Source organism: Pseudomonas leptonychotis, assembly GCF_004920405.1.
Taxonomy (GTDB): domain Bacteria; phylum Pseudomonadota; class Gammaproteobacteria; order Pseudomonadales; family Pseudomonadaceae; genus Aquipseudomonas; species Aquipseudomonas leptonychotis.
Genome location: NZ_RFLV01000001.1, coordinates 1,799,291 through 1,817,106 on the forward strand (window position 1 = coordinate 1,799,291; position 17,816 = coordinate 1,817,106).

Annotated in this window: 14 protein-coding genes; 10 read left to right on the top strand and 4 right to left on the bottom strand. The window is 58.6% G+C overall.

The genetic code is table 11. The features are described from left to right. Positions 1-54: 54 nt before the first annotated feature. Entirely contained in the window at positions 55-2,904 is a 2,850-nt protein-coding gene (gene polA / locus D8779_RS08190; RefSeq protein WP_136663919.1) for a DNA polymerase I, read from the top strand. A gap of 302 nt (positions 2,905-3,206) precedes the next feature. On the opposite strand, the gene yihA is transcribed toward polA, so the two are convergent. Further along, entirely contained in the window at positions 3,207-3,860 is a 654-nt protein-coding gene (yihA, locus tag D8779_RS08195; RefSeq protein WP_136663920.1) for a ribosome biogenesis GTP-binding protein YihA/YsxC, read from the bottom strand. 246 nt (positions 3,861-4,106) lie between these two features. On the opposite strand from yihA, the gene D8779_RS08200 reads away from it, so the two are divergent. From D8779_RS08200 to D8779_RS08220, 5 genes are all read left to right on the top strand, one after another. After that, positions 4,107-4,397, top strand: coding sequence for a c-type cytochrome (locus tag D8779_RS08200; protein WP_136663921.1), 291 nt, complete (start codon positions 4,107-4,109; stop codon positions 4,395-4,397). Positions 4,398-4,443: 46 nt separating this feature from the next. Continuing rightward, positions 4,444-5,049, top strand: coding sequence for a c-type cytochrome (locus D8779_RS08205; RefSeq protein WP_136663922.1), 606 nt, complete (start codon positions 4,444-4,446; stop codon positions 5,047-5,049). 153 nt (positions 5,050-5,202) lie between these two features. Next, positions 5,203-5,832 (top strand): thiol:disulfide interchange protein DsbA/DsbL, encoded by a 630-nt coding sequence (locus D8779_RS08210; protein ID WP_136663923.1) that lies wholly within the window; start codon positions 5,203-5,205, stop codon positions 5,830-5,832. Positions 5,833-5,856: 24 nt separating this feature from the next. Further along, complete coding sequence (locus D8779_RS08215) at positions 5,857-6,720, top strand: endonuclease/exonuclease/phosphatase family protein (protein ID WP_136663924.1); 864 nt, start codon at positions 5,857-5,859, stop codon at positions 6,718-6,720. Positions 6,721-6,878: 158 nt separating this feature from the next. After that, positions 6,879-8,771, top strand: coding sequence for a GGDEF domain-containing protein (locus D8779_RS08220; RefSeq protein WP_136663925.1), 1,893 nt, complete (start codon positions 6,879-6,881; stop codon positions 8,769-8,771). Positions 8,772-8,801: 30 nt separating this feature from the next. On the opposite strand, the gene D8779_RS08225 is transcribed toward D8779_RS08220, so the two are convergent. Beyond that, on the bottom strand, positions 8,802-10,220 hold the full coding sequence (locus tag D8779_RS08225; protein ID WP_136663926.1) for a DASH family cryptochrome: 1,419 nt from the start codon (positions 10,218-10,220) through the stop codon (positions 8,802-8,804). 179 nt (positions 10,221-10,399) lie between these two features. Here D8779_RS08225 and D8779_RS08230 point away from each other — a divergent pair, with 179 nt between their 5' ends. From D8779_RS08230 to D8779_RS08240, 3 genes are all read left to right on the top strand, one after another. Next, positions 10,400-10,993, top strand: a complete 594-nt coding sequence (locus D8779_RS08230; RefSeq protein ID WP_136663927.1) for a MarC family protein — start codon at positions 10,400-10,402, stop codon at positions 10,991-10,993. Then, positions 10,990-11,775 (top strand): peptidoglycan recognition protein family protein, encoded by a 786-nt coding sequence (locus tag D8779_RS08235; RefSeq protein ID WP_136663928.1) that lies wholly within the window; start codon positions 10,990-10,992, stop codon positions 11,773-11,775. The genes D8779_RS08230 and D8779_RS08235 overlap by 4 nt, the downstream gene beginning before the upstream one ends. Positions 11,776-12,021: 246 nt before the next feature. Beyond that, positions 12,022-13,503, top strand: coding sequence for a nucleobase:cation symporter-2 family protein (locus D8779_RS08240; RefSeq protein ID WP_136663929.1), 1,482 nt, complete (start codon positions 12,022-12,024; stop codon positions 13,501-13,503). A gap of 77 nt (positions 13,504-13,580) precedes the next feature. On the opposite strand, the gene D8779_RS08245 is transcribed toward D8779_RS08240, so the two are convergent. Together D8779_RS08245 and algB are read right to left on the bottom strand one after the other, a co-directional pair. Next, positions 13,581-15,374 carry an ATP-binding protein gene (locus D8779_RS08245; RefSeq protein ID WP_136663930.1) on the bottom strand — a complete coding sequence of 598 codons (1,794 nt, stop codon included), beginning with the start codon at positions 15,372-15,374 and terminating at the stop codon, positions 13,581-13,583. Then, the gene (algB, locus tag D8779_RS08250) at positions 15,371-16,717 is read right to left on the bottom strand and encodes a sigma-54-dependent response regulator transcription factor AlgB (protein WP_136663931.1); all 1,347 of its coding nucleotides are present in this window, start codon (positions 16,715-16,717) and stop codon (positions 15,371-15,373) included. Before algB ends, D8779_RS08245 begins: the two co-directional genes overlap by 4 nt. Before the next feature lie 232 nt (positions 16,718-16,949). On the opposite strand from algB, the gene D8779_RS08255 reads away from it, so the two are divergent. Continuing rightward, on the top strand, positions 16,950-17,786 hold the full coding sequence (locus D8779_RS08255; protein WP_136663932.1) for a BON domain-containing protein: 837 nt from the start codon (positions 16,950-16,952) through the stop codon (positions 17,784-17,786). The last annotated feature ends 30 nt before the right edge of the window (positions 17,787-17,816 follow it).

A 17,816-nucleotide genomic window follows, 5' to 3' on the forward strand; every position in this document is an offset into this window, starting at 1 on the left:
TCCAATGGTGCGGTCATTCTAACGCCGCCCCCGCCGAAAAGGTTGATCCTGCTCATGAGCCAAGCTCCTCTCGTACTGGTTGACGGTTCTTCTTACCTTTACCGGGCTTTCCATGCCTTGCCGCCGCTGACCACCTCCAAGGGCTTGCCGACGGGGGCAGTGAAAGGCGTGCTGAACATGCTTAAGAGTCTGCGTAAGCAGTACCCGAAAAGCCCGTTTGCCGTGGTGTTCGATGCCAAGGGCGGTACGTTTCGCGATGAAATGTATGCTGATTACAAGGCCAATCGCCCCTCGATGCCGGACGAGCTGCGGGTACAGGTTGAGCCGCTGCATGCCAGTGTCAGAGCCATGGGCTATCCGCTGCTGTGTGTTGAAGGTGTCGAAGCCGATGACGTGATCGGCACCCTGGCCCGTCAGTGCGCCGCCGAGGGGCGTGATGTGGTGATCTCCACTGGCGACAAGGACATGGCCCAACTGGTGTGCCCGCACGTTACGCTGGTCAACACCATGAGCGGAAGCGTCTATGACATAGAGGGCGTGAAAGCGAAATTCGGCGTCGGTCCTGAGTTGATCATCGACTACCTGGCGCTGATGGGCGACAAGGTTGACAACATCCCTGGCGTGCCGGGCGTAGGTGAGAAGACTGCGCTGGGTCTGCTGGTCGGTGTCGGCGGCGGTCTGGACGTGCTCTACGCCAACCTCGAGAAGGTGCCGGAATTGCCGATTCGTGGCGCCAAGACCCTGCCGGCCAAGCTCACTGAGCATAAGGACATGGCCTACCTGTCCTATGCTCTGGCGACCATCAAACTCGATGTGCCGCTGAATATCGAAATCGAATCGCTGCACCCAGGCCAGATGGATGTGCCCGCTCTGGTCGAGCTGTACGCCGAGCTGGAGTTCAAAACCTGGCGCGATGAACTGCTACGCAGCAATCCTGCTCCGGTAGTTGCGCCGCAGGCCAAAGCGGCCGCCGATGATCTATTTGCCCTGGCACCGAGCGCCAATGTTGTGGCCGAGGAGGTTGCAGTTGCAGCGGTTGCCTCAGGCGCCGATGAAGCGCCTGCGCAGACTCCGGCAACCGAAGCGCTGGGCGATTACCAATGCATCCTCGACCAGGCGCAGTTTGATGTCTGGCTGGAGAAGCTGCGCAACGCCGAGCTGATTGCGTTCGACACCGAGACCACTGGCCTGGACGCACAGAAGGCCCAGTTGGTCGGTTTGTCGTTTGCGGTTAGAGCGGGAGAAGCGGCGTATATCCCGGTTGACCATAGTTATATGGGCGTGCCGACCCAGCTGGACCGCGATGCAGTACTCAAGGCGCTACAGCCGATTCTTGAGGACCCAAACAAAGCCAAGGTCGGCCAGCACGCCAAGTACGACATCAATATTTTGGCCAATGCCTCGACGCCGATCCGCGTGCAGGGCGTGGCGTTCGATACCATGCTCGAATCCTATGTGCTGGATTCCACCGCTACCCGCCATGACATGGACAGCCTCGCGCTCAAGTACCTGGACCACAGCAATATCCGCTTCGAGGATATTGCCGGTAAAGGCGCCAAGCAGCTGACCTTCGACCAGATCGACCTGGCCCAGGCCGCGCCCTATGCCGCCGAAGATGCCGACGTGACCCTGCGTCTGCACCAGCACTTATGGGCCAAGCTGGACGCCGAGCCGAGCCTGGCCAAGGTGTTGCGCGAAATTGAAATGCCGTTGGTGCCAGTGTTGGCGCGTATTGAGCGTCAAGGCGCATTGGTGGATGCCAACCTGTTGGGCCTGCAAAGCGTCGAGCTGGGTGAAAAACTGGTGGAGCTAGAGCGCCAGGCTTTTGAGATTGCCGGTGAGGAATTCAACCTGGCTTCACCCAAGCAACTTGGGGTGATTCTTTACGAAAAACTCGGCCTGCCGATTATCAGCAAAACCGCCAAAGGACAGGCATCTACCGCCGAGGCGGTGTTGGCCGAACTGGCCGAGCAGGACTTCGAACTGCCCAAGGTGCTGATGCAGTACCGCTCTCTGAGCAAGCTTAAGAGCACCTACACTGACCGCTTGCCGGAGCAGATCAACCCGCGCACCGGGCGTATCCACACCAGCTATCACCAGGCTGTGGCCGCAACTGGGCGCTTGTCGTCCACCGATCCGAACCTGCAAAACATCCCGATCCGCACCGCCGAAGGCCGGCGCATTCGCCAGGCCTTTATCGCGCCCAAGGGTTACAAGCTGCTGGCGGCGGATTATTCGCAGATCGAGCTGCGCATCATGGCCCACCTGGCCAAGGACGAAAGCCTGCTGGATGCCTTCCGCCACGGTCGCGATGTGCATAAAGCCACGGCTGCCGAGGTGTTCGGTGTAGCGCTGGAGGATGTCAGCACCGATCAGCGCCGCAGTGCCAAGGCGATCAACTTCGGCCTGATCTATGGCATGAGCGCCTTTGGTTTGGCCAAGCAGATCGGTTGCGATCGCAAGCAGGCCAAGGCCTATATCGATGTCTACTTCGCCCGCTACCCCGGCGTGCTGGCCTATATGGAGCGCACTCGCGCGCAGGCGGCTGAGCAGGGCTTTGTTGAAACCCTGTTCGGTCGCCGCTTATACCTGCCGGATATTCATGCGAAGAACCAGGCGCTGCGCAAAGGCGCCGAACGCACGGCGATCAACGCGCCGATGCAAGGCACCGCGGCGGACATCATCAAGCGCGCGATGGTGACGGTGGACAACTGGCTGAGCGAGTCCGGTCTGGATGCCAAGGTCATTTTGCAGGTGCACGATGAGCTTGTGCTGGAAGTGCGCGAGGATCTGATCGAGCAGGTGCGTGAGCAGATCAAGCCGTTGATGGGCAATGCCGCTGCGTTAGATGTGCCGCTGCTGGTTGAGGTAGGAGTAGGTGCTAACTGGGACGAGGCTCATTGATGGGCGGTGTAGAGCCTACTGGCGAGCGCTAAAGGCGTAGGCCTATCAAGGTGTCTGCGCTTTAAATAAATTAATTACAGCGAGCATCTGAACTTTGCTTTGGCTTGGCCACTCAGAGCTTATGAATGGCCTAGACAACCATTCGATGCTCCTTTGTTGTGTTAAGTGTTGGCAGATTCTGAACCCCGCCCTAGCGGTTCGGATGTTGAACCCCGAAACTTCCCTCCCCCATAGAAGTTTCGGGGTTTTTTTTGCCCGCACTCCTGGTCATCACGTTATGGCCAGGCCTCAAGCGTGCTGAATCAGGCCTCAGTCTCTTCATCGTCCGGCACGGCAAATTCGCCGAGTTGCATCCATTCGGCCAACACCGCTTGTGCGTCTTCGATACCGATACGCTTGGGCGCTGAGAACAGTTGGATGCTAACGCGGTCGCCCCAGCGTGCCTGAATCTCCTTGCGCACCTCTAGTAGAACGGTTTTCGCGGCGCCAAAGGCCAGCTTGTCGGCTTTGGTTAGGAGGATGTGCATGGGCATTTCGCTTGCGGCTGTCCAATCGAGCATCAGTATGTCGAACTCGGTCAGCGGCTTGCGGATATCCATCATCAGCATCAGTCCTCGCAGGCATTCGCGGCTGCCGAGGTAGGCTTCCAGGTGTTTCTGCCAATGCAATTTCAGCGGGATGGGTACCTTGGCGTAACCATAACCGGGCAAGTCGACCAGGCGACGCTCTTCATCCAGTTTGAAGAAGTTGAGCAGCTGGGTGCGCCCAGGCGTCTTTGAGGTGCGCGCCAGGCTGGCGTGGGTCAGGGTATTCAGGGCGCTGGATTTACCGGCGTTGGAGCGTCCGGCAAAGGCCACTTCATGACCGAAATCTTCCGGGCACTGGTCGACTTTGGCTGCGCTGATAAGAAAAGTGGCTTGCTGGCACAGGCCGATAATCGGGTTCTTGGGTTGCATCTGGATATCCGTGAGGCGAGCGTAGGGTGGCGTTACAGGCGCGATGCCCTTGCGACATTTGCGCGCAGCCTGCCTGTTGGCGCATAGCGCGGCAAGCTGCGTCGTTTCCGTTTCAATGACGCCAGTATATAATGGCGCAGATTTTGTGTGCGCTTTCTCCCGCTGTTGGATAAGTGTTCACGGGAACGATTTAGATCATCTGCCCATAGAAAGCAGTACGTTCCCCTCCCTGATGAGGTTGATCTGATGAAAAAACTACTGACTGTAGCCACTGCATTGATGTTTTCGTTGGGGGCTCACGCTGCACAGGACCCTGAAGCCGTATACGCTCGTGCGTGCGGCGTGTGCCACAACGGGGCGATCCCGACCGCGCCGTTAAAAGGCGACAAGGCTGCCTGGGAGCCGCGTTTGGCGAAGGGTATGGATGCGCTGGTACTTAGCGTCACCAACGGCCTGAATGCCATGCCACCAGGTGGGCTGTGCACCGACTGCTCGGCCGAGGATTACCAAGCGGTCATTAAGTTGATGACCGAGTAAGCCGGGCCTATAAACTCTTTCTCTTAGTCGCAAATTGGATTAGCTGATGAACAAAGTACTCGTGAGTCTGCTGTTGACCCTTGGCATTACCGGCCTGGCGCACGCCGCCGGCAATGCCGAAGCGGGTCAGGGTAAAGTTGTTGTATGTGGTGCTTGCCATGGTGCCGACGGCAACAGTGCAGCCCCGAACTTCCCGAAACTGGCTGGGCAAGGCGAGCGTTACTTGCTCAAGCAGCTGAACGACATCAAATCCGGCGCGCGCCCTGTCGTGGAAATGACCGGTTTGCTGGACAACCTCAGCGACCAAGACCTGGAAGATATGTCCGCTTACTTCGCCAGCCAGAAGATGAGTGTTGGTGCGGCCGATCCGAAGCTGGTTGAGCGTGGCGGCGAATTGTTCCGTGGCGGCAAACTGGCTGAAGGCATGCCTGCTTGCACCGGTTGCCATTCGCCGAATGGTGCTGGCCTGGATGCCGCCGGTTACCCGCAACTGGGTGGTCAGCACGCCACTTACCTTGCCAAGCAGCTGACTGACTTCCGTGAAGGCAACCGTACCAACGATGGCGACAGCATGATCATGCGTTCGATCGCAGCCAAGCTGAGCAACAAAGACATCGAAGCAGTCTCCAGCTTTATTCAAGGCCTGCATTGATCTGTTAACACTGCGACATGCCGTAATGAAATAGGGTGGCTTAGGCCGCCCTTTTTCATTGTGGGCATCGCTACAATGTACGGAACCCCAGTTTGCCTCGCGGGTCGAACTTCGATTCGCCATCGCGCACCGTCTATAGCCAAGGAGTAACGCATGCGTAACCTGATCCTCAGTGCCACTCTCGTCACCGCCAGCCTGTTTGGCTTGAGCGCTCACGCCGAGCCGATTGAAGCAGGCAAGCAATATGTTGAGTTGAACAACCCGGTCGCGGTTGCCAAACCAGGCAAGATCGAAGTGGTGGAGCTGTTCTGGTACGGCTGTGGCCATTGCTACAAGTTTGAAGAAACCATCAACCCGTGGATTGATAGCTTGCCGGACGATGTGAATTTCGTGCGTATCCCAGCCATGTTCGGCGGTATGTGGAATGTTCACGGCCAGCTGTTTATCACCCTTGAGGCGATGAAGGCTGAGCACAAGGTGCATGCCGCTGTGTTCGATGCCATCCATGTACAGGGTAAAAAGCTCGCCACGCCGGAAGAAATGGCTGACTTTCTGGCGGCCGAAGGCATCGATAAAGACGCCTTTCTCAAGACCTATAACTCATTCGGCGTGAAGAGCCAGCTGGAGAAAGCCAAGAAACTGGCCATGGCCTACCAGATCAGCGGCGTGCCGGTGATGATCGTCAACGGCAAATACCGGTTTGACATCAGCAGCTCGGGTGGTCCGCAGCAAACCTTGCAAGTGGCTGACCACCTGATCGCCAAAGAACGCGCCGAGCAGTAAGTGGCAGACGCGGATAACGCGTAAATGCTCAGGCGCTGGCCTGCCAAGCGAGCGGTTGACCTGTGCGACCCACAGGTCAACCCCGGTTGCGTGTCAGCCGAAGACTGGCCGCAGAATGGCAGTTTGCGGCTGCTGAGTTTCAATATCCAAGTGGGTATCAGTACCCAGCGTTATCACCATTACCTCACGCGCAGTTGGCAGCATGTGCTGCCTACCGCCGGGCGTAGCGGCAATCTGCAACGGATTGGCGACTTGCTCAATGATTTCGACTTAGTCGCCTTGCAGGAGGTAGATGGCGGCAGCCTGCGTTCCGGCTACGTCAATCAGGTCGAACACCTGGCACATCTTGGCGCCTTTCCTTACTGGTACCAGCAACTCAACCGTAACCTCGGCCGCCTGGCGCAACACAGCAATGGCGTGCTCAGTCGTTTACGTCCCAGCTTGCTGGAAGATCACCCGCTGCCTGGTCCGCCGGGGCGCGGTGCCATGTTGTTGCGCCTGGGTGAGGGGCCGGACGCGATTGCGGTGGTGATGATGCACCTGTCACTTGGCGCGCGTACCCGCACCCGCCAGCTGGCCTACATTCGCGAACTGCTGAGTGACTATCGCCACCGGGTGCTGATGGGCGACATGAATACGCATGCCAATGATCTTCTGCTGCATTCGCCGTTGCGCGATCTTGAGTTATTCGCGCCGCAAATCGAGGCGACTTTCCCTAGCTGGCGGCCGCAGCGTTGCCTTGACCACATCCTCCTCAGCCCGACATTGTCACTGGAGCGCTGTGAGGTGTTGCCAATGTCAATTTCCGATCACTTGCCCGTGGCGGTGCAAATTCGCCTGCCTACTTCACTCTATGGGCCGGCAACGCCTATGCTGATTGAGCCTTAAGAACCTGTTTATGATCTGCTGCGCGTCGGCCCTGCTGCGTTAAAAACAGGCTCGGAATGCTCATTTACACCAGTAAACTCCGCTTCCTCGCCTGTTTTTTCCTTGCAGGACTCTAGCTCGCGAGATCGTAAAACAGCTTCTACGTTTGGACTGCAACCATGACCGATGATGCTCAACGCTGGAAAAGCAAGTACCTGGAAAGTCTGGAACAGCAAGAAAAGCTCGAACGCAGCTGGGATGCGCGACTCGACCTGCTAAGGCGTGGGCTGGTGCGCAGCTCGCTGGCAGCTGAGGGCAGTGATAAATCGGTCGACCAGTGCATGCAAGAGCTGCGCGACATTCTGCGCCGCGACGATATCGATGCCGGCCTGTCTGCGTTGATTCCGCGGTTGGAGAGGGCGGTACTGGACTCCGAGAAAAGCCGCCAGGATCGACTTGAGTTGAATGTGTCTGGGGTCACCAGCCTGACTGATCAGCTGCTCGCTCTGGAACCGCCGCGCGAGGTGCGCAAGGCGCTCAAGCAGTTTGCCAAACGCATCGAAGAGCGTGCCAGTCAGCCGCGTGAGCTGCCTGCGTTGCTCTCAGAATTGAGCCGCCTGCAGCAACAAGTGCTGGCGGCATTTGATGGGGGTGAGCCCGGTACGCCGCGTCCTGGCTTGCTACAGCGGCTATTTGGTAACAAGGAGACAGCGTCCGGCAGCCCTACTGATGCTGAGCCGACGCCGGCTGATAAGGCGCAACCAGCAGCGCCCGCCCCGGCTGCTGCCGCGCAATCGGACCGCCCACCATTAGCGGTCGAATCGTTACCGGCCCCCAGCATGGCTGCACCTGCACCTGCATCTGTCGAGCCTGTTAGGGCACCCGTTGAGCACGAGCAACCGTCAGGGGCAGAGTTGCAGGTTGCCGTGGCAGTCTTACCCGATGCCGTGCTGGCGCCGACAGCGTCTGCGCCAGCTCAGAGTGCCGGCGACCCGGCCTACGCCCTACCGGAAATTCCCGAGCCGGGTTACAGCGCTGTTGCCGCACATATCGGCGACAGTTTGATGGGGCTGCTCGATGAACTGGAGCTTCCGGAGCGCCATCAGCCGCAGGGCGAGGCCTTACGCCAACGGGTACAGGGTGGCCTGAACTGGTACGAGTTGGTGTCGGTGCTGGATGATTTGGCGGTGTTGGTGCTGGCCGTCACCGATAGCGGTCAGCGCGATTTTGCCAGCTACCTGAAGCAGTTGAATGAGCGCCTAGCCTCCTTTCTCAGTACCCTCAGCGAGGCCCACGAGGGTTACAGCGAGTCCGTGCAGAGCGCTCGCAGCTTTAACCTGGAATTGCGTGAGCAGGTCAGTGGCTTGCAGGCCAGCGTGCAGGATGCGATTGATCTGCCCACCCTCAAGCAATCGTTGGAAGCCCGTCTGGATGGTCTGCTTAGCACCGTCAGCGAGCACCAGAAGCACCGTGATGGCCATGAGGAACAAGTCGCGCAGCGTCTGCAGAGTCTGACCCAGAAGGTTGCTGACATGGAGCATGAAGCGCAGGGCTTTCGCGATCACCTCGAAGAGCAGCGGCAAAAAGCGTTGATCGACCCGCTCACCGGCCTGCCCAATCGTGCCGGCTGGAGCGAGCGCCTGGAGTTGGAAATGGCGCGCTGGAAGCGTTATGGCGGCGAATTGCTGCTCGCGGTGCTGGATATCGACCATTTCAAGCGGATCAACGACAACTACGGTCACCTGGCGGGTGACAAAGTGCTGAAGATCATTGCCGGTGAGTTGGCCAAGCGCCTGCGCAAAACTGATTTTATTGCGCGGTTCGGCGGCGAGGAGTTTGTACTGTTGATCCCCTCAACGCCTCTGGAGGGCGGTCAGCAACTGTTGCAAACCCTGTTGGATGGCGTTGAACAATGCCCGTTCCACTTTCGAGGTGAGCGCGTAACTATCACCCTGTCGGCTGGATTGACGGCCTTCAGCAATGACGAGGACAGCGACAAGGTGTTCGAGCGTGCCGACCAGGCGCTCTATCGCGCCAAGGGTGGCGGGCGTAACCGGGTCGAGCAAGGCTAGGCCGGTATTACCTGCATGGCTGTCAGCGGCTCAGGCAACATTGTGTAAATAGGGTTTCCAGCTTTCCGGAATACGTTCCAGTTGTGGGTAGCCAAGGCTGCGCAAATGCCCGCCTGCGAGCAGGAAAGGCGTGTGGCGTAACGCTTGTGGCACGTCGCGCAACTCCGGTAGCCAGAGGCTGATGTACTGGGCGTCAGGGTCGTATTCGCGGGCCTGGCGCAGCGCATTGAACGCCCGGTTATGCCGGGGGTCGTTGCCCACACCGGCCAGGTAGGCCCAGTTGCCCCAGTTACTGGCCGGGTCATAGTCAATCAGATGCTCCTCGAACCAGGCCGCGCCGTGGCGCCAGTCTTGCTGCAGGTCATTGATCAGGTAGCTGGCAACCACCTGCCTGCCGCGGTTGGACATAAAACCGGTGGCGGCCAGTTCGCGCATATTGGCATCCACCAACGGCATGCCGGTGCGCCCGCGCGACCAGTCCTGAAGGCGTTGATCCAGTTGTTGCGGTGCGCGTTCAGTGGCTTTCAGGCCTCCTGATTTAAACAGCGCACTGCCGTGGCGTAATAGCGTCCAGCGGAAGAAATCGCGCCAGAGCATCTCGACCCACAACCAATGGGTCGAATCATTGCGTTTGTACTGCGCTTCATGGCGGCGCAGTTCGGCCACCACCCGGCGTGCAGACAGGCTGCCATTAGCCAGCCAGGGTGAAAACTTGGAAGAGTACTCACTGCCGATCATGCCGTTGCGGGTGTCTTTGTACTGCCTTACACCCTGGGTTTTCCACAGGTAATCACGCAGCCGACTAAGGGCTGCCGGCTCACCGCCGGCAAACGGGAAGGCGCTGGCCGGCACGCTAAGCGGCTCGCCCAAACCCAGTTGCGACAGCGTTGGCAGCGGCTGCATCAGGGCCAGCGCACCATCGGGCAGCCCAGGTAAACGATCCGGGGCATGACGTGGCTGGAACACCTGTAAACGCTCTTCCACCAGGCTGCGAAAGCGGCTGAACACATGCGGCAACTGATCAAGGGTGAAGGGCAGCTCCTCTGCATGCAGCAGGTTGTTGGTCGGTGCTTGCTGCAATGCAACATCGCCAAGGCCCTGAGCCACGCGCGCCACTTGGGCGCGTTCATCGGGCGCCACTTCTTCGAGAGTCAGCACCTGATCCAGCTTGAATTGAGCAACCAGCTGAGGGATGACCTGTTCTGCTGTGCCGATGATCACCAGCAGGTGCGAGCCGCGCTGCCGCAACTCGCTCTCCAATGCCACCAAGCTTTCCAGCAGGAAGCGCGCACGGTGCACACCCATGCGCCGCATACCAAAAGCGTTGAGTTGGAGCAGCTCAGGGTCCAGTACATACACCGGCAGTAAGCACTCGGCAGCCAGGCCTGCTTGCAGGGCGGGGTGGTCATCAAGGCGTAGATCCTGTTTGAACCACAGCAGGGCGCGCATCGGTTTAATCTCCCAGTCAGTACAAGACTTATACATATCAATATATCTGTACAGTTTTTAGTCTAGCAGCGTCAGCCTTACATTGCTTCGGCACTAGACCAGCGTGATGGTTCTGCCAGATCAAAGGCGTCTTCTACTGCGTAAGACACTAAACTCTGCTGATCGTCTGAGGAGTTGTTATGGAAATTTTCGGCATTGCCGCGTTGATCTTTCTGGTTACGGATCCTTTCGGCAATATCGCCATTTTTATCGCGGCATTAAAGAACGTGCCGGCTAAGCGTCGACTGTGGGTGGCGGCGCGTGAGCTGTTGTTTGCCTTGGCACTGCTGATGCTCTTCCTCACCTTTGGTGACAAAGTGCTTAGCGCTTTGGGGCTGTCGCGGGAGGCAACTTCGATTGCCGGCGGTATCATCCTGTTTGTGATCGCCATGCGCCTGATCTTCCCCGGTCCCCAGGGTGTGTTGGGTGATGTGCCGGATGGCGAACCGATGCTGGTGCCGTTGGCTACCCCGGCGGTGGCGGGCCCATCGGCGCTGGCGGTGTTGATGACCCTGCGCAATACCCACGAAGGGGCGCTCTGGGAGCTTTATGCCGCTGTGCTATTAGCGTGGGCGGCGACCGCATTTATTTTGTTGCAGGCCTCGTTGCTGCAGCGTTTTCTTGGACCTCGCGGGTTGACCGCAGTGGAGCGCTTGATGGGCATGCTGTTGATCATGCTCAGCGTCGATATGCTGCTGGATAACCTGCAAAGCGTGTTGCATATCAACCCATGAGAGTTTTTTGTTTAAGTGTTCTGTTTGCGCTGCTGGCCGGTTGCAGCAACAGCCTGCAAATTGACGACAGCTACATCGCTAGCGGGCAAAACAGCCGCGTGCAGTACATCGTGCTGCATTACACCTCCACCGATTTTGCGCGCTCGCTGCAACTGCTGACCCAAGGCGAGGTGAGCAGTCATTACCTGATCGGCGAGGCTCCTGCGACTGTCTACCGTCTAGTGGATGAAAACCGCCGTGCCTGGCACGCTGGTGTCAGCCAATGGCAGGGGCGTACCTGGCTCAATGGCACCACGATTGGCATCGAGCTGGTCAATCAGGGTTTTTACGATGGTCCCAACGGTCGTTACTGGCAGCCCTTTGCGCCAGCGCAAATCGATGCATTGGTCGTGCTGCTCAAGGGCATCATGCAGCGCCATCAACTGCCCCCTGGCAGCATCATTGCGCACAGCGATATCGCCCCGCAGCGCAAGGTTGATCCAGGCCCGCTATTTCCCTGGAAGCGCCTCGCCGATGAAGGCTTGCTGCCGTGGCCGGACGCCGATGCAGTTGCGCGGCAACACGCCTTGTTCAGTACCCGCTTGCCGAGCGTGCAGTGGTTCCAGGAGCAGCTTGCACGCCAAGGCTACGCGGTGCCCATGCAGGGTGAGTTGGATCCGGCCACACGCAATGTAATCGTGGCTTTTCAAATGAAGTACCGGCCTGCGCGCTATGACGGCGAGCCGGATGCTGAGACAGCGGCGTTGCTACTGGTGCTGGCCGGTATGCAAGCCTCGCGCTGAGCCTCGGCTGTACAGCGTCCTGCACGATTAATGGGCACGCTGGGCTGCTCTGACCTTGATATAAACAACCGCCTTGGCAATGCCTGCCAAGGCGGTTTTTCTGTATGTGTTTGCCTGTTTTTAGACTGTCTGTTGGTGGATCGTTCTGGTGATGCTCTTTTGTCGAAAAATGTATACAAAGTTGTAGCCAAGAGCTTTTGACTTTGTCTACATTGGCTGCACAAGAACAACAGCGAGAACCTCAGCATGTCGATTTCACCTGTTACGCCGTCCTCTGTGCCGCGCCCGGAAGACGAAAACCTCGGTATCGGTGCCAACCTCGCCTATGGCCTGCAACATGTGTTGACCATGTACGGTGGCATTGTTGCCGTGCCGCTGATCGTCGGCCAGGCTGCAGGTCTGTCGCCAGCGGATATCGGCCTACTGATCGCCGCATCACTGTTTGCCGGCGGGTTGGCGACCTTGCTGCAAACCCTGGGTTTACCGTTTTTCGGTTGTCAGCTGCCGCTGGTGCAGGGCGTGTCCTTTGCCGGCGTGGCCACCATGATTGCGATCATTGGCAGCGATGGCGCCGGGGGCCTGCCTGCGGTGCTGGGCGCGGTGATGGCGGCCTCGGCTATCGGGCTGTTGATAACCCCGGTGTTTTCACGAATTACTAAATTCTTCCCACCGCTGGTGAATGGGATCGTGATTACCATCATCGGCTTGACCTTGATGCCGGTGGCGGCGCGTTGGGCAATGGGCGGTAACAGCCAGGCGGCTGATTTTGGCAGCATGGCCAATATCGGCCTGGCCGCACTGACCCTGGTTACGGTGCTGCTGCTGAGCAAATTAGGCAGTTCAAGCATCTCGCGCTTGTCGATTCTGCTGGCCATGGTCATTGGCACCCTGGTGGCGCTTGCACTGGGTATGGCGGACTTCTCCAAGATCACCGAAGGGCCGATGGTGGCATTCCCCAGCCCCTTCCATTTCGGTATGCCGACCTTTCACGTGGCCGCCATCATCTCCATGTTTATTGTGATTATTGTCACCTTGGTGGAAACCTCGGCAGACATCCTCGCCGTGGGTGACATCATTGAAACCAAGGTCGACTCCAAGCGGCTCGGCAATGGTCTGCGCGCCGACATGATCTCCAGCATGTTTGCGCCGATCTTCGGCTCCTTCACCCAAAGCGCCTTCGCCCAGAATGTGGGCCTGGTGGCTGTAACTGGGGTTAAGAGCCGCTATGTGGTGGCATCGGCGGGGTTGATTCTGGTGACCTTGGGTCTGCTTCCGGTGATGGGGCGCCTAGTAGCTGCCGTACCCACGGCGGTATTGGGCGGGGCGGGTGTGGTGCTGTTCGGCACCGTGGCAGCCAGTGGCATTCGCACCCTGTCTAAGGTTGACTACCGCAACAATATGAACCTGATTATCGTCGCCACCTCGATTGGCTTCGGCATGATCCCGATTGCCGCGCCGGCTTTTTATCATCACTTCCCAGCCTGGTTCGAAACCATTTTCCATTCCGGCATCAGCTCGGCGGCGATCATGGCGATTGTGCTGAATTTGGCGTTCAACCACTTCAAAACAGGCAACTCGGACCAGCAGTCAGTATTCGTCGCCGGCAGCGAACGCACCCTGCGCTACCAGGATATTGCGGCGCTCAACGATGGCGACTACTTCAAGGGTGGCAAGCTGTTCGATGCACAGGGTAAAGAGGTGCCGCTACTCAAAGAAGCGGCGCATTGAGGTCGGCAGCGGCGGCGCGGATCAGCGCCGCCGGTTGGCATGGTTGAAGGTGGCGCTGGTTGCTAGGCGCCACTTACTCAGGCCACGTTCGGGGGGCAGGTTGGCAGCAGTACATAGAACTGTGTGCCCTGGCCTATCCGTGATTTCACCCCGATATAACCGCCGTGCAATTGCACGATTTCCTTGCACAAGGCCAGGCCCAGGCCCGCGCCGCCTTTCTTGCGGCTGACCTGCACGAACGGCTCGAAAATCCGCGCTTGTTGGCGAAACGCAATACCCTCGCCGTTGTCGGTCACGCTTAGCTCAACCCGCTCACCCTGTGAGCTGGCGCGTAAGTGCACGGTACCGCCGGGGTGACTGTGGCGCAGTGCGTTGCCAATCAGGTTGTCGAGTACCCGTTCGATTTGCCCTGGGTCGATCTGCAGGAGCGGTAGGTTCTCTTCTACATCGCAATACAACGTCACCTGCAGCTCATCGGCTTGAGCGCTGAATCGCTGCTGGGCTAGGCGCAGCAGCGGTTCAATGCTGCACTCGACACACTCAAGGGTTTGTAAGCCATTCTGGTAACGCGAGAAATTCAGCAGGTCGTTGATCAGGCGCAACAGGCGCTGCATTTCTTCATCGACCGTGCTCAGCAGATCTGCTTCACGGGTTTCGGCAGCAAAGCTCACCCGCTCCTGCAGCAGGGAGAAGGCCATCAGCATGCCGGTGACCGGGGTGCGCAGCTCATGTGAAGCGCGTAACACGAATTCGCTACGCACCCGTTCGAACGCGCGCTGTTCGGTGACATCGCGCAGCACCATCACCGCGCCCAGCGGGCGTTCGCCGTCGTGGCTGACTGCCGCGAGGCTATAAGCCAGTAATCGGGGCTCACCATCGATGTCGACTTGCAGGTCTTCCAGCGCCTCTTCCAGAGGCTCGCCGTGTATCACACGGTACAGCTGGGTTGGCAGGTCAGAGCGCTGCAGGCTCAATTCGGGTTGCTGTCCCAGGTGGCTTTCATTCCAGCCCAGCTGGCGTTGCGCGACTGGGTTGAAGTGCTCGACGTTGCCTTGGCGATCAAAAATCAGCAGGCCGTCGTCAATGCTGTCGAGTACCGCGTTTAAGCGTTGTTGCTCGATTTTCAGGGCCTGGATATCGCTGCTTCTGAAGCTGTGCAAGGCCTCGGCCATTAAGCCGAAACGCCGGCTCAATGAAGCGATTTCGTTCACCGGGGTAATGGGCAGGCTGACTTGAAAGTCGCCACGACCGATCTGGTCAGCAGCGGTGGCCAACTCTTCAATCGGCCGGCCAAAGCGCCGGGCGATGCTGTGCGCGGTGACAAAGCTGATCAGCAGCACCGCCAGACCAATCATCCCAAGCAGTGCGGTAATCAGCCGGGTGCGTTCGCGAATGTCTTGCTGCCCCAGGTTAACTTGGTTGACGTAGTGCATTTGCATGGCATTGATGCTGTCGCGCAGGTCGCGCAAGGCCAGGTTGAAATTGTCGTCCTTGAGTAGGTGCCGGCGCACCTCGGCAGGGGAGCTTAGGAATTTTTGATAGTTGCTGTAGGCCTGCTTGATCGTGATAACCGATTGGTCATCGTTGGCATTCAGCGCCCCATCAGCGGCCTTGGCCAGCCACTCATCGAAGCGCGTATCCGACGCTTTCAATGCTTGGCGGTCGAGCTTGTCGGAAATGATCAGGATCACTTGGGTACCCATCTCTTGGCGCAAGCCGAGCGAGGCATCCAGGATGTCCATGTTACGGGTCATGGTCTCATCTTGGGTTTTGCTCAGCTGCCACACACTGAACATGCCCAGCAGCAAGCCGATCATGGAGGCAGTAACCAGTGCGCCACCGCTGATGAATAACTGGCTGCGCAGCCTCATAAGCCGAGCTGCTTACGTTTGCGATAGAGCGTGGAGGCATCAATGCCCAGCGTTTTAGCAGCCTGGTCGAGGGTGCTGCTGTTGGCCAGTACCGCGCTGATGTGGGCTTTTTCCAGGTCTTCTAGGCTCATTTCGCCGCCGACATACGGGCTGTTCAGCTCTTCATTGAGGTTAAGGCCCAAATGGCTGACCTGTACCTGTTGTTCCGGGCACAGAATGCTTGCGCGCTCGATCACGTTGCGCAACTCACGAATGTTGCCCGGCCAGGGGTAGTTGAGCAGGGCCTCGCGGGCTTCATCACTAAAGGCGCGGGCGGGGCGGGCGTAGTCGCTGACAAAGCGGGCAAGAAAGCGCTCGGCCAGTACCAGAATGTCTTCGCGGCGCTCACGCAGGGCCGGCAGGGTGAGGGTGATGACATTGAGGCGGTACTTTAAATCTTCACGGAACTGGCCGTTCTTGGCCATTTCATCGAGGTCGAGGTTGGTGGCCGCGAGGATGCGTACATCGGCCTGGCGGGTTTGCGGATCGCCAATGCGTTCGTAAACCTTGTCTTGAATAAAGCGCAGCAGCTTGGGCTGCAGAGCCAGCGGGAAATCGCCAATTTCATCGAGAAACAAGGTGCCGCCATCTGCCTGGCTGACGCGGCCCTGGGTGCTTTCAGTGGCCCCAGTGAATGAGCCGCGGTTGTGGCCGAACAGTTCGCTTTCCATCAGCTCGGCGCTCAGCGACGGGCAGTTGATGGTGACGCAGGCTTTTTTCGCGCGCTTGCTCCAGCCATGGATGGCCTGGGCCAGTTCGCCCTTACCCGTACCAGACTCGCCGAGAATGAGGATGTTGGCGTCAGTGTCGGCGACCTGTTTAGCGGTTTGCAGCACCGCCATCATGGCCGGGTTATTTGAGTCCAGGCCTTCACCCGGTTTACGCACGCTGCCTTCGAGGTGCTCCAGGCGCTCAGCCAAACGGCGAATTTCCAGTTGTTTGGCAGCGGCCAGGCGTAATTGGTCAGGGCTGCAGGGCTTCACCACATAATCAGCCGCACCCGCCTGGATCGCATCCACCGCGGTGTCCACCGCCGAGTGGGCGGTAATCATCACTACGCGCATCCATGGCGCCTGCACGCGCATGTGCGCGAGCACCTCAAGGCCATCATCGTCACCCAGGCGCAGGTCGAGAAAACATAAGTCGAACACCTGACGCAGCAGCAGCGCATCGGCCTGAGCCGCGCTGGTGGCTGTGCTGACTTGATAGCCCTCATCTTCCAGGCAATAGCGGAAGGTTCGCAGGATGGCCGGCTCATCATCGACCAGCAGAATGCGTCCGAGTGGCTGGGCTGGGGTGTCCATATTGCTCTCCTTGGCTGTTGTGCTGAGGCTTAGTCCGTTATCTGTCGTGCAAGTTGCACGGCATCTAAAAGGCAATCATGCAGCCTGCATGCAGGGGATGCCTAGGCGTTATGGTTAAGTTGCTGATTTATATAGATATTTTGTTTTACAAAAGTATGGCATGGGCCTTGCGATAGTGGAGTACGAGTCGCCAAAAGCGACTGAGTGACTGCAACCCATAGGAGAAATAGCCATGCATAAGTTGAAGACATTGGCCCTGGCCACCGCGACCGCCGGCCTGATCGGCCTGGCCCCTTTCAGCGCCTTTGCCGCTGATGGTGAGATGACCCGTGAGCTTAGTGAGGCGCGCCAGGAAGGCTCGATCTGGACCGCATTTGCGCTCAACCGCCACCTCAACCCCTTCACCATTGATGTGGATGTAGAGAACGGCAGCGCCAAGTTGACCGGCAAGGTGGAGACCGAGGTTGATCGCGATCTCGCCGAGCAGATTGCCCTGGGTATTGAAGGGGTGAAAAAGGTTGATAACCAGCTCACCCTCGACCCGGCCTTTGAGGCCAAAGCCAGCAGCGAGCCGAACCTGTCGCAGCGCTTTGAGGATGCCACCTTGGTGGCCACCGTGAAGTCCAAGTTGTTGTGGAACAGCAACACCGAAGGTCTCGACATTAATGTTAACGCCGCCAACGGTACGGTCAGCCTGACCGGTAATGCGCAGAGTGCCGAGGCAAAGGAATTGGCCGGTCGTCTGGCTGCCAACACCGATGGCGTGCGTGAGGTGAATAACCTGCTGAGCGTCAGCGGCACCGACAGCAGCGCCGCCAAGGCACAGAACGCCGCCGATGACGTCGGTGTAGCGGTCAGCGATGCCTGGATCACCAGCAAGGTGAAATCCAGCTTCATATACAGCCGCAACCTCGACGGCCTGAATATTTCGGTCGACACCCAAAAGGGCATGGTCAGCCTCAGCGGCAGCGTGCTGAGCAACGCCGAGAAGCAGTTGGCTGTTGAAACCGCCCGCAACATCCGTGGTGTTCGCGGTGTAGATGCCGACGCCCTGCGTATCGATAGCTAATCCCGCTGGCTGCCTCCAGCTGGAGGCAGC